The sequence below is a fragment of the uncultured Ruegeria sp. genome (assembly GCF_947497005.1).
Taxonomy (GTDB): domain Bacteria; phylum Pseudomonadota; class Alphaproteobacteria; order Rhodobacterales; family Rhodobacteraceae; genus Ruegeria.
The window spans coordinates 1-13,317 of sequence record NZ_CANMFF010000010.1 but is presented as its reverse complement, the minus strand read 5'-3'; the positions used below and the strand labels follow the sequence as shown (position 1 = coordinate 13,317).

Annotated in this window: 10 protein-coding genes; 3 read left to right on the top strand and 7 right to left on the bottom strand. The window is 54.9% G+C overall.

Going from position 1 to position 13,317, the window contains the following annotated elements; all coding sequences use genetic code 11:
• Nucleotides 1–671 precede the first annotated feature (671 nt).
• The 6 genes from Q0816_RS14865 to Q0816_RS14840 form a co-directional block, all read right to left on the bottom strand.
• Nucleotides 672–2,015, bottom strand: a complete 1,344-nt coding sequence (locus tag Q0816_RS14865; protein WP_298851967.1) for an MmgE/PrpD family protein — start codon at nt 2,013–2,015, stop codon at nt 672–674.
• Nucleotides 2,016–2,063: 48 nt separating this feature from the next.
• Entirely contained in the window at nt 2,064–3,428 is a 1,365-nt protein-coding gene (locus Q0816_RS14860) for an MmgE/PrpD family protein (RefSeq protein WP_298851964.1), read from the bottom strand.
• A gap of 36 nt (nt 3,429–3,464) precedes the next feature.
• Entirely contained in the window at nt 3,465–4,514 is a 1,050-nt protein-coding gene (gene ltaE, locus Q0816_RS14855) for a low-specificity L-threonine aldolase (protein ID WP_298851962.1), read from the bottom strand.
• Complete coding sequence (locus tag Q0816_RS14850) at nt 4,511–5,188, bottom strand: hypothetical protein (RefSeq protein ID WP_298851959.1); 678 nt, start codon at nt 5,186–5,188, stop codon at nt 4,511–4,513. The genes ltaE and Q0816_RS14850 overlap by 4 nt, the downstream gene beginning before the upstream one ends.
• Nucleotides 5,189–5,311: 123 nt before the next feature.
• Complete coding sequence (locus Q0816_RS14845) at nt 5,312–6,196, bottom strand: LysR substrate-binding domain-containing protein (protein ID WP_298851957.1); 885 nt, start codon at nt 6,194–6,196, stop codon at nt 5,312–5,314.
• A 371-nt stretch (nt 6,197–6,567) separates the two neighbouring features.
• Nucleotides 6,568–8,307, bottom strand: a complete 1,740-nt coding sequence (locus Q0816_RS14840; RefSeq protein ID WP_298851955.1) for an arylsulfatase — start codon at nt 8,305–8,307, stop codon at nt 6,568–6,570.
• Nucleotides 8,308–8,440: 133 nt separating this feature from the next.
• On the opposite strand from Q0816_RS14840, the gene Q0816_RS14835 reads away from it, so the two are divergent.
• Complete coding sequence (locus Q0816_RS14835; protein WP_298851954.1) at nt 8,441–9,358, top strand: LysR family transcriptional regulator; 918 nt, start codon at nt 8,441–8,443, stop codon at nt 9,356–9,358.
• Between the two features lie 673 nt (nt 9,359–10,031).
• Complete coding sequence (locus tag Q0816_RS14830) at nt 10,032–10,892, top strand: murein L,D-transpeptidase catalytic domain family protein (protein ID WP_298851952.1); 861 nt, start codon at nt 10,032–10,034, stop codon at nt 10,890–10,892.
• A 236-nt stretch (nt 10,893–11,128) separates the two neighbouring features.
• On the opposite strand, the gene Q0816_RS14825 is transcribed toward Q0816_RS14830, so the two are convergent.
• Nucleotides 11,129–11,410, bottom strand: coding sequence for an HlyU family transcriptional regulator (locus Q0816_RS14825; protein WP_298851950.1), 282 nt, complete (start codon nt 11,408–11,410; stop codon nt 11,129–11,131).
• An 806-nt stretch (nt 11,411–12,216) separates the two neighbouring features.
• On the opposite strand from Q0816_RS14825, the gene Q0816_RS14820 reads away from it, so the two are divergent.
• Nucleotides 12,217–13,317 (top strand): metallophosphoesterase (locus Q0816_RS14820; protein WP_298851948.1); only part of this gene is annotated, 1,101 nt, incomplete at its 3' end.

Genomic DNA, 13,317 nt, shown 5'->3' with positions numbered 1-13,317 from the left:
CGAACCCTAATAATATCGCATTGAGCATTGGCTGTTCCTTGAATCACACTTTCCTTAATTGGGATGCCATTTCGACGCAACCAACACTAGGCACCCCAGGCGGATCAAGTGCTTTTCAAAGCCATGTTTCCCGCCAATGATCTGAGAACGCACAATTTTTTACGGCGGGCGACTGTGCTGTCCAGGTGCAAGCCCGCGGCACCCCAAGAATGGCTCGTAGTGCCGTGGCCCTGTCGGACCACTTTCACCGAGAGCTGCAGTTCAACCAATGAACATACGTCCGCTTTTAGGGCGAAGGGGTGTCTCTGTTTCGAGCTATCGTCAAGATCGGTAAGATCATGAGTTTCTTGCTCGCCAAGCACAGAAGCAAAGCAACTGCGACCGAGTTCTCTGCACGTGTTCTGGAGCTAAGTTGGTTATGACCCAAATTTGTCGTCCACCAAGGTGATCGTTTGGTTTTCCAGTGTCGCCGTTCGGGCAACCGGCTGATCACCTACAACTCTGATCGCCTACACTCGACCCATGGCTTATTGCCGCCCACGAGAACCACGAAAGCAAAACAGAGCCAATGAATTCAGCAGCCAGAGATGAACCTCTGATCCATCTTTACAACACCGCAAACTGGTCAAAAGCCAGGACCACCATTCACTGATCGGGAAAAGATCCTGTTTTCAAACCGGCTGAACACATAGGTCGAGTAAATGGTTAAACTCTTTGGTGTCCAAGCTATCGAAGTGAAATGCGTGTTCGGCAAGTTTCTTTGCTCTTTGCTCACCCATTACCGGGTCCGCCAAGAGATGGTATTTGGCGTAGATCTCGGCATCGCTCAGCGGCGCATCTGAATCTCCGCGCGGGGCGCGCGGCTTATCCTCGATCCGGCGGCCATCTGTCAGGATCAGCGCGACTTGCGCCCAACGTTTATCCGTGCTGATCCGAGTCATCTCTGGATCGTCGATCAATTGGACTGACCGGCTGACACGCAAGATATCCGGGTCTTGCAAGGTATCCAGGCCAAGCTCTTCAACCCCAACTTGTCCGCGCACGATCATTGCAGCGACCGGAAACGCGATGGAGTAGGCGAATTCGTCGGGCGTGGTGGGTGCGTGACCGGCAAGCCGGGTTGCATAGTGGAAAGTGCGGATTTCGACGCGATCAATTTGACCGTGAGACAGATTATGCGCCTGCATCATGTCCTTGACGGAATCGACAGACGGATGCGCCCAGCGGCAGCAGGGATAGGCTTTGTAATGTGTGTGGTCAATCAACCGCCACCCCGTTCCCAGATCTTCCCAATACGGTGCGGATTCCTCGCTTTCACAGGTCAGGGCGGGTGCGCCAGTAAACCCTTCGCTGGCCAGATAAGCGGCCGTCACACCCGACGGAGCGCCCCAACCTACCCCGTCTCGCAGCATGGTAGGGTGATCGATACACCGCATCATCTGGCTGCGCGGTCCATGATATTCACCAATCCCGGCTGCGTGACGGATTTGCTGCGTTGTGCCGCCCAACAACCTAGCTCCTGCCGCAGCCACGCCGACTGCAGTCCAGGCCCCCGAGGTGTGGTAGTCGGCACAGGTCGCGTGTTGCGCCAAGCCAGCGCGATAGGACAGTTCGTAAGCGGTGGCAATAATTCCGGCAAAGCTCGGCCCGTCAAACTCTGTTGCGCTGGCCTGAGCCATCGCAATCATTGCTGGGAAAATCGCCGAACCTGCGTGCCCTTTGCACGGAGTTGTTCCATCATGCGCGTCGATACTGTCTATGGTGAAAGCCCCGGCCATGGCCGCGCCAACCGGGCTGACTGAACATCCATCCATCAATATCTTCGCGCTTCCAGTTGTACCGGTGCCGAACAGCATCGGAGCGATACGGCGGGTAATTGCTGATAGTTCAGTTGTTGCCCCAACTGCGGCGACGCCCATCGTATCGAGAAACGAACGGCGTAATGTCCACAAGGCCTTTGGGGGCAGATCTTCGTACTGTAATCCGGCAGCAAATTCATCAAAAGTCACGGCCATCCGGTACCCCCGTCAAATTCCGATTGGACAACTTGATCCGCCTATTGGCTACTGCGAAATGTCGGCGCTGACTCGCGCTGTGCCGGCATCCTGCAACTTTGCATTGTAGCTCAATTTGGCAATCATACTGTTCAAATCTCCCCCATTGGCAAGCTCTTCTATGCTGGATAACAAATCCCGAGCCTTGGTCGATCCCATAACCGGTTCGGTCAACCGCAGGAATTTTTCACGGATGACATCGTGACCGACTCGATCTTCGGGATCACCCCTTGCTTCGGTGGCCTCCGACGTGAGAGTTTGGCCATCCACCAAACCGATCCAAGCCTGCGCGAAACGGCGGGCGGGGAAAGCGTTATTGAATGCGTCGGTCTCTTCAATCTGGACAAGATGTGCCAAACGCAGGATGTCGGCATCGCCAAGGCCAGGCGCCATCACCTCGTCCACTCCGATCGTCCCTGCAACCAGCGCAGCCCCGACCGAAAACGGCAGTGAATATTGCGCCTGTTCCGTTGTCGTCGGCATAGCATTCAGGCGCTTGGCCTCGTGAAAACTCTCGATCCGGATCGAAGTAATTTCTTCGATGCCAAAGCCATGATCACGTTGCAGCGCCATGACCGCTTCGGCCGCAGGTTGTGCCCACCGGCAGACCGGGTAGAGCTTGATGTACTGGTCCTGAATATACCAATGCGCTCCGATATCACTCCAGATATCTGACAGGTCCTGAGCCTCTACCGAGATCGCCGGAGCGCCAGTGAAACCATCGCGGGCGAGATAGGCCGCAGAAACGCCGGCCATCGCCCCCCAGCCAGATCCATCCTTGACCATGGTTGGCGCATCAATGGCACGCATCATCTGGCTGCGAGGACCATGATATTCGGCGATTCCCAGCGCCTCGCGCGCGCGGGTCTCATCCAGCCCCAGAATGCGCGCACCCATCGCAGCAGCGGCCAGGGCGACCCATGCCCCGGATGTGTGATAATCGCAGGCACTGCGATGCAGGGCGATGCCCGCGCGCGTGCCGATCTCGTAGCCAATTACCACGAGGGTTAGAAATTCCCGCGCGTCCGCCAGCCCTTCGGCCTGAGCCAGCGCAATGCCTGACGGGATGACACCGCACCCGACATGGCCTTTGGTCAATTTGTGCCCGTCATGAGCATCCAGCGCGTCAATGGTCATGCCGTTGGCAAGGGCTGCCCCGGCGGCGCTCGCTGTTTTTCCTTCGGGCCAGATCTGCGCCGCCTGCCCGCCAAACATGACCTGCGCATGAGTTCCGATGATCCGCGACAGCTCGGTCTGAACCGCGCTCATGCCGACCCCAAGCGTATCCACCAGCGCGCGTACTGCGTCTTGAACGACCGCTTCAGGAAGCTCGTCGTACGTTGTATTCAGAATGAAACGGATAACATCTTTCATATCATCACCTCAGTTTCGGGCAGACCTTCCAGGGGTTCAGACAGGCACAAAATCCCGGAGCGCGCGGATCGCCACCCCGAGCGCTTCGTCGTCCACGTCTCGGTGCAGGACCATACGTATGGCCGGCGACTGCCCCCCGATCTTGACGCCGGCCTGAGCCATATGGGCAATCAGTCGGGTATGATCCTCAGCTGCGGGCGTCAGGAAAACCATATTCGTTTGCGAAGAAACATGCCCAATGCCCGTCTCGCGCAGGGTGTCCGCAAGCTGGGCCGCACGGGTATGATCTTCGACCAGTTTTGGCAGATGATGTTCCAGCGCAAAAAGGCCGGCCGCAGCCAGCACACCCGATTGACGCATCGCGCCGCCCAAAATTTTCCGATTGCGCCGGATCTGCCTCATCAACTCATCAGGCCCCACCAGCACTGACCCGACCGGTGCGCCAAGTCCTTTCGACAGACAGATCGAAACCGTATCAAACGGCAGCGCGAGTGTCGCCGCGTCGCATCCCAAAGCAGTTATCGCGTTGAAGAACCGCGCCCCGTCCAGATGCACTGCAAGACCTGCATCGCGCGCGACCTGAACACCGGCAGTGATCCGATCCAAGGGAACGACTTGACCGCCGACAGTGTTTTCAAGGCTGAGCAGACGGCTGCGGGCATAGTGCGGATCATCAACCTTGATCGCAGCTTTGATACGGTCAGGATCCAGGCCCCCATCTTCTGAGACAGATGCCGGGTTCATCGAAACACCCGCCAAAACAGAAACGCCAGCCGCCTCATCACAGAACAGATGATAGCGGTCTCCCACGATCATCTCATCCCCGCGCCCACAATGGGCCATGACCGCCGCCAGATTACTTTGTGTTCCGGTTGGAAAGAAAACGGCGGCATCCTTGCCCAGACGCGCGGCCAGCTCCTGTTCCAGACGGTTGACCGTGGGATCTTCACCATAAACATCGTCGCCAACCTGTGCTTGGCTCATCACCTCGCGCATGTGGGGGCTGGGTTTGGTTAGCGTATCGCTGCGCAGATCACATAGGCAGTTTGTGCCCGTATCTGCCAAGCTGTATCCGTACAGGCTCATTCCTTGACCTGATCGTAGGCGAGCGCCGCAACGATATGCACACGGTGCTGTTCACCGCCATTCAGAGCCGTGTGGTAGGCGCGTGTGTCCGTGAAATAGACCGAACCATCGGCGGGCAGATGCGTCACATGATGGTTCACCACGAACAAAGAGCCGGGGTTTGAAAGCACGGGTATATGCAGGCGCGGTTCGGGGTCACGGTGCCAGGAGTTGCAGTTATAAAGCCCCTTGGACAGGATTCGCGTGCGCCCAATGGGAAAACGTTTGCTCAGTTCCTGATACACAAACTCAAAATATGTGCCTTTGAATTTCGGGTTGAACTCGGAAAAGTCGACCTCCGGCACCAGATCCTCGCGCGGCTCTTCCAAATAGCGGTCATCTGCACGCAGCCAATAACGACCCGAGAGGTCATTTGCGGTCCATTCGGTCTGGCCCGGGCGTTGCGTCAGCGGCAGCGTGGAAAACCCCTGATCCTGCATCCCGCCCATGAACTCTTCACGACGAAGACATTCCTGAAGCGCTTCTTGCAGCTTGGCGATGTCAAACTTCAGATTCAGACGCGCAATGCCGGGACCCGGAACAAATTCCGCGACCGACTTGTAATCGAGCATGGTGGACATCGACCGTTCGATCAGAGCAACATCACTGTCTTGAATTTGCGGCGTAAAGGACATGTTTTTTTGGATCTCCTTATAGGCTGGTGTTTCCGTCCAAGATACGTAACCCGAGTGAGTGTTTTGTAGCGGTGATTTCTCATGAGTTGATGACGAAAACGCATTAACTTGAACCTCTGCGCGTCAATCTTGCGCGTTCTCAAGCAGCCAGCTGCGCATACGTTCAATACGTGCCACACCAACCTTGCGATCCGGTGTCAGTAGAAAATAGGCGCTTTCTGTGCTGGCTTCGAAAGGATTTAGCGGGATCAGTGTTCCATTGGCCAGTTCCTTGTGGATCAATACCCTTGGAATGATGGCAATTCCATGCCCGGACTTGACCGCATCAATGAGCATTTCGAACTGACTGAACACCGGGCCGATGATCTTGCGGTTCAACGGTACGCCGAGATTTTCGAACCAAATCTCCCAGGACCGAGGTCTGGTCGCGTGCTGTAGAATCCGGCAATCAAGCAACGCGGTCGGATCGTCTACTGAGCCCGGCAAAATATCCGGTGCTCCCACAACCAAAAGCGTCTCCGGCATCAACCGGTCTGCTCGAAACCCGGGCCATGGAGCATTCCCCTGCACAATTGCCAAGTCTATGAGACTCGAATCAATTTCGCTGTTCTTCAGGTAAGTGATCAGGTTAAAACTGGACCGGGCGAGATCGGCTTTGGGCTGCATGAGGATTGGCATCAACCATCGACTGCCCAGGGTGGGATACACCCCCAAATTCAGGCTACCGTCTTCGCTATCATGCGTTTTAACCTTGAGGAGAGAGAGCTCCATCTCCTCAAGGAGCGGAGACAAATCTGCCATCAAGCCAATGCCGGCAGTTGTCAGCCTGACGCGTTGCTTGGATCGATGGAAAAGTGACTGACCAACAAAATCCTCAAGGGACTGAATCTGACGACTAACTGCACTCTGCGAAAGATTAAGCTCTTCTGCCGCTCTGGCGAAGTTTTGTAGCTTCGCGGCGGCCTCGAATGCAAGCAAGGCGGAAATGGATGGAATACGTCTGCGCATGAGGAAAAAACAGATTGTTGGTTTGCGCAGCTTAATGAGATTTTTGCAACCGTGGCAACCTGCAGATTTTGGTTAATTGATGTGATGGATCGACTGCTTTCGTTCTACATCGTGGCAAACCATACACCGCGACCGCGAGAATATGTTGCTGGCACGCGGGATCGATGCCTCTTAAGGGACCGTCCGGTGTCGGATCATCAAGTTCGGGCCGCTGATCGCCTGAGAACCTTGCGGCAGAGGCAATGCTGTCCGTGTTTCGTCCGGATACTCTTCCTCAAAACGCTTACCTCGCATCACTGTACGCACAAATGGGATCAACACAGTACACCCAGTGATGTTTTAGACACCACTGGGCACTTGGTTACGCGGTCTTAGTGGCTGCCATTTCGCTTGGCATTTATGACCGTTTGCTCAAGCGGGTTATACCCTTCAGGCACTGGGACGAGGTTCACATCGTCCGCCCACTGGTCATAAAACATCTGCATCTCAGCAACCAGTTTGCCGTTCTCACCAGCAAGGTCATGCAGCTCTGACGGGTCGGCTTCGATGTCATACAGCTCCCATGCACCTGTCCCTTTGGGCGCGAGGTTCTGTACCAGTTTCCAGCGGCCTTTGAACACGGCGGAAGATCCGGCGAGTTCATACCCAACCGGGTGCTCTTCGGTGCGGACGGTGTCTTGCTTGCCTTGCAAAACCGGAAGCATGCTGATCCCGTCAGGTGAGTAGATCTCACGACCATCATACGTTCCCTCGGGCACGTCTACGCCCGCCAGTTCAAGCAAGGTCGGCACCACGTCCCGCACATAGGCAAATTTGTCCATCTGGCTGCCCGGCTCCACTGTACCGGGGAACCGGACGATGAAGGGCACGCGCAAACCTCCCTCAGTTGAGAACGTCTTGTAGTAGCTCCCAGGTACTGCTGAAGCTGCGGCCCAACCCGGGCCATAATCCGCATAGACGCCCTTCTGCCCCATATCGGAATAGTCGCCGTCGAAGTCCTCTATATAGACCTTGTCGTAGTTCGCCTTGTACCAGTCACGATAGGCCTCAGACAGCGGCAGCTGGTTGGGGTCGGGACCGTTATCTGCCATGAAAATCACAAGCGTGTTGTCCGCGATGCCCTTCTCGTCAAGGTAATCCAAAATGCGTGAAATGTTCGTGTCCATATTGTCGAGCATGCCAGCATAGGTCTGCATGCGACGTGTGTTGAACGCCTTTTCCTCTTCTGTCAGGCTCTCCCAATCGGGCATCTGCCATGGCTCGTACGAGGTTTTGGCAAAGTCAGGGTCAAGCTCAACATCCGGCGAGACCAATCCCATCTCCTTTTGCTTTTGCAAGCGTGAGACGCGCAGCGCTTCGAAGCCGTCATCGTAGACACCATTGTATTTATCGATGAACTCTTTCGGCGCCTGATGCGGGTAGTGCACCGCCTGATAGCCGACCCAAGCCAGGAATGGCTTGCCGTCATCAAGGCTCTCATCGATGTATTCGATCATCCGGTCCGTGTAGAAGTTGGATGAGAAATAGTTTTCATCTACCGGCAATTTGACCAACTGGTCGTCTTCATAATAATGCACACGCTTGTAGAAAGGCGCGTAGGGTTGCTCTACCCAGTTGTCGGCACCGCTTTCGCCCAGCATAAACGATTTCTGGAAACCACGGTCGTAGGCGATTGTTCCGGGTTCATGACCCAAATGCCATTTGCCGGTCATGTAGGTGTTGTAACCCGCGTCCCGCAACAGCCTTGGAAGTGCCACGACCTTGTCATTGAGATGGCCTTCGTAACCTTGCTTGCCGAACTGGTTGTCGGCTTGAATTTCGGCCATGTTCCCCAAACCGGCCAGGTGGTTATCCACGCCGCTGATCAGCATCGTGCGCGTTGGGGAACAGGATGCTCCAACATGGAAGTTCGTGAACAGCATCCCCTGCTCGGCCAGTTGATCTATGGCCGGTGTGTCAATTTCACTGCCGAACGATCCGACGTCTGAAAACCCCATGTCATCCGCAATGAGAATGAGGATATTGGGCCGTTCATCTACCTGAGCGAATGTTGCAGTCGCAAAGACTGCGCAGACGCCAAATAAAGTGATTGCCGATTTAACTTGAACCATTCAGGCCTTCCTTTGACTAACGTGCTTTGGGCGATTTTCCCCTCGCCGTTATTCTGACATGTGAGTATCGCGGAATGCGATATCGCAAGACATCCGTTTCACTTCTTGGTACGGACATCGCAAAATTTGGGACATGGAAGACATGATCGATACCAAAGTCGCCGCAGCGGTCCGTGCCTTGGCGCAGCACAGGAATTTTCGGGCGGCAGCCGATGCGCTCGGGAGGTCGCCTGCAAGCTTCTCTCGCTACATTGCGCAAGCGGAAAGTTACGCTGGTCACCCGTTGTTCGAGCGTCTCGCGAAAGGCGCTTCCCTGACAGCCGCCGGACAGGAGTTTCTTTCAATGCTGGACGCCTTCATGGAGGCCACCAGCCGCTTTGAAACCGGCGTCGAACGATTGCGAGACACCGGCCCTGACATACTCAATATCGGGTGTGGCCCCTTGACCACGCGTACGGTCGTTGCCCCACTTCTTGCTGAAATGATGAAAGATCAGCCCGACTTAAGAACCCGTGTACAGGTGAGCGCGACAAAGGCGCCGCTGGAAGGGCTTCGCAACGGGGAACTTGACGTGGCGGTCTGTGACCTCACCCATACTCCGGATTTGAGTGATCTCGATCTCCATATGCTTCAAAAAGAACCCGTTTCTTTCTGGGCAAGGCCATCTCACCCGCTGCATCAGGCGTCGAAAGTGAGCGTCGCCGATGTTTTTCGAGATCGCTTCATCACTGCGCATCTCCACCGTCATTGGCGTACGGCAATCGCAAATGTCCTTGGAGGGACAGAAGAAGCCTGGCAGATCACCAATACCTTGCCGCAAGTCGAATGCGACGACTTTGCGTTAATGACCGATCTGGCATGCCGTGTTGATCTCGTATGTGGAGGCATGCGCGCAGATTTTGCGCAACATCAAGCTTTGGGGTTGCTGACACAAGTTCAAACAACCGAAACGCTGACATGGAACATTTGTGCCGCACGGCGCAAAGGCAATAGCTTTCCAGCACTGGACAATTTTTGGGGCCAGCTTTGCGCTCAATTTGGAGCGCCATGAGGCTTTTTGCACAAATACCGTTCAGGGGTTCATCTCACGAATACTGCACGCCAGCCGGAGGGTTCAGGAGCCATCCACACAGGACCTTCGCTGATAGCGAATTATTTCATGCTCGCAGCCGGGGACCGGAAGGTGTACGTCACCCACTAAAGGGGGCTTTGTTGAGGCGCTGTGGAAACTGTTCGGGGCCCAGATCAAGACATCACGCCAAATTCAGAACCGGTCCGTTCAGAAATTCGATCAAGTCTCCGAAATAGCCAGCAGATCTTGCCGGGCGGGTTTCCCCGCACAATGAAAGACACAGACACAGCGAGAGCAGAAGCCAACAGGAATGAGCGCCGTGTGAACATAACCTTCATGTGGATGCAGAAATTATGATGTCCAGTTGCTTGGACTCTCTTTTTCGTCCGAATTACCGTCGAAAACAGAAACCAGGACTATGGGGTTGGGACTAACGGCAACAGTATCTGTCGATCCAACAAAACAGATCCACGATCGGGCTAGATTTCCGTGCTAGACTGGACCGGAGGATAGTCTAGCAGGAGCAGTCCCGTTGCGACCGAATTCACTCTGTCTTTCGATCACCGTCTTGATCATTGCCCTAATTGTTGGCTCATTCCCCAATCGAGGCAATGCGTTGTCAAAAGAAATACCAGCATGGCTGCAAAAACACGTGGGCGCATCTGAAGGTCAAATCGCGCCGATAGTCCTGAAACGGGCTCGTGCGCTTTATCAGAAGAAACTCCGGCAGGGCGAAGTTTCGAACCCCTGCTATCTAGCAAAGGACGCCACACGTCCCAGCACGGCGCGGAATGGCAACCCGGGGCGACGGTTTTATGTGATTTGCGAGGCCCAAAAGTCGTTCCATGCCGTTTCGTCCGGCTACGGCAATGGCCGAAAATTGCGGCGGGCCAATTTCGCAAATGGCCGACAATGCGCGAAGAACTTCAGCAATGCAGAAGGTTCAAAGCTGACTGCGGGCGGAGCTTACGTTACGGCCGAGACCCGGACCTCCTTCAAAGGATACTACCAGCACTCTGGCAAGACCAAACCGTTTTATCGGACATTCCTGTTGTTTGACGGGGAAGGCGAAACAAGCAACGCCCGGGAACGTGCCATCGGTGGTCATCCCGCAGTTTTTCTCAAGTGGCAATGCCGATTCAAGAACCCGCAAAGCACACATGCCGACAAGGATGGATATGTCCCGTACGGCAAGCTCGTGAATTATACCGGTGGTCGTAGCAACGGATGCACAACCTGGTCGCAAACTGCATCGAAAGAGATTTTGGCGCTTGTCGAAAGGAACCCTACCACCCTCTATATCTATCCCGAATCGAAAGACATCAATGCTGTTGCCAAAGCGGTGAAGCAGGGACAACCGCTTTCGCGTGCAGGCGTCTATTGGAACGCCGCATGTCTGCAAGCGATCGGTGCACCGAAGTTCTGGCCGAAAAGAACCTTGCAACCGATCATCAATCAATGGCGGTCATCTCTGCCCCAACAGCCGCCACTTGAGTTGCCAATTTGCCGATAGTGGTTGGTGCAATATGCTGCAGTAGGCCACACAAAGAATTGAGTATTAAGAATCAGACAACCCGCTGGAAATTGTTACTGCATGCGCAAGACCCCAGACATGCCCAAATATGAACTCTATCTTGACCCTTGTTAACCAAAGGAGGCTGCGGAAGGCCTCACGTTTCTCCAAGTTCTAGACGGCAGGACCGATGGATTTGACGGCAACACCGCACCGTTCGCTGCGCTGGCTTCAAGCTATCGGTCCCCTGAACCGAATATGCGTTCACCTTGCTCGTCAACCACTTGCTTCGCCTTGGCGATGCTGAAGCTTTCGGCCTGATCCCGGCTTTCAAAGACGTCCGCCCGGATCACCACATGGGTCTTGCGATCTCCGTCAATTGTCTTTTCGATACGGGCCGACAGGCGGTACTTGCCGCCCTCGGCCACCGGATCGGGGAAGACGTCGAACCCTTTGTACGAGACCGGCTCAGGCTCCGACTTTTCGCTGCTACCGAAGAGTTTTGCGAAGAGTGACATTGGGTGGCTCCTTTCAGCGTTGCTCGGTTCTGAGACTAGCGTCGCTCAGGGCCGGAGTTAAGGGCGTTGTGAGATCAATTCACTAGTTCTTCAATCCAATAGTACTCTCCATGCAAAATCTAATCGTTCCGATCCGCGGCGAAGAGCCGGTCCCGAGAATAAGCGATGTCGGGCATGGGGATTTCCGTTGCGTGTGAGCCAATGCAAACATGCGTTCTCGCCGCCGGCCCGATGGACTCACTGACAACCTAGGTGCAAGCGCAACATCTAGCGCTCACGCGTTTTTCGTTTGATGAGCAACGGCCCATTGCCAACGTTCAATGCCCAAAATTTGTACCATCCGACCTTCCCAATGCCGGACATTCATGCACAGCGCAGCATTTATTTGACTTGGAAGTCTTCCAGGTAGGCAAACCAGATAATAATCAGTTCAGGTGTTTCGTAGTCCCCGATGCAACCCAAACAGGACGTCAGCGTCCACTGCGGATCTGCCACTGACGACGGTATAGGTCGTAGTGCTGAAATTCGTTCCTTCCGGGCGTTTCTGCAGAATTTCGTATCCACTGGACTTACGGGTCGCTGAGCGTAAATTCGTTTTGTCATTCAAGAGGGATGCGCGCTTGTCAGTAAGAACTGGTTCATTCGTTTTTGGAGCATGGATGTGGTTCGCTTTCGCGGTTCCGCTTTCTGCCGCCGAAGTGCTGTACAATTGGGTTCAGCTTGGGCCCGGCACGGAAACGATTGTCCGTGTCATCGCCCGATCGCCGAATTGCCCCACGCTGCAAGTCGATGGGCGTTCTGTCACTATGAACAAACGCACTGAACAAGCAGAACATTTCCCGGAAATTGTTTGCGAACATCGCGCACAAGCGCCGCAGCAGATAGCGCAAGAGGATAAGGTCCTTCCAACGCTGAAACCGGACATCCAGCGCATTGTCGTGTTTGGAGACACCGGCTGTCGTATCAGGCGAGGCGTGGTGCAGGCCTGCAATGATCCAGCTGCCTGGCCATTGAAATCGATCGCAGCAGAAATTGCAGCCAGATCGCCGGATCTGATAATCCACGTCGGCGACTACCTGTACCGATCTACGGAATGTCCTGAACCGGACAAATGCGATGGGTCTCCATTCGGCGATAATTTCCAAACTTGGTCAGCGGACTGGTTTAACCCGGCTGAAGAATTGTTTTCGATTGCCCCTTTCATATTTCTTAGAGGCAATCATGAAAGCTGTGGACGCGGCGACAAAGGCTGGTTCAGGTATTTTGCACCTCGGTCCTTTCCGGCAGATTGCCCAGCTGCAACCGCACCCTGGGTGGCCTCGGTCAATGGCCTGGATTTGGTTGCTTTCGATTCATCTGCTGGATCGGCGCCGGAAAGTAGCCCAGAGTTGTTACCCATATATGGGCGCATGGCGAGGGATGTGTTTACGAACATCAAACAGGAAACCTGGCTTCTGACGCATCGCCCACTTTGGGCGAACATGCACGCGTTTGGTGAGCTGATCGATGGTGACGATACTCAGCGTGCGGCATTCAGCGCGACCATGCCGGAGTTGCTAAACCTTATTCTGTCCGGTCATATCCATGCCTTTCAGGGGATCGATTTGGCCACCGGTCCAATTCAGTTAATCAGCGGCAACGGCGGGACGCTGCTTGATCCAATGCCAACTAGCATGGAGAACAATCTTGAAGTTGCCGGAAGTTTGGCCAGTACCGTGGTCAACGATAGTAGCTTCGGTTTCCTGATGTTAACCCGAGAGCGAACCGACGGCTGGTGGGTGGATGCGATGGACTCAAACGGCCGACTGCGAATTCGATGCCGCCTAAAAGGTGACCTGCCCCCCGAGGCTCCCTCATTCATAACGAGAGTCTGCGGGTCTGGTCTTCATATTCGTCGTCGTTGGTTT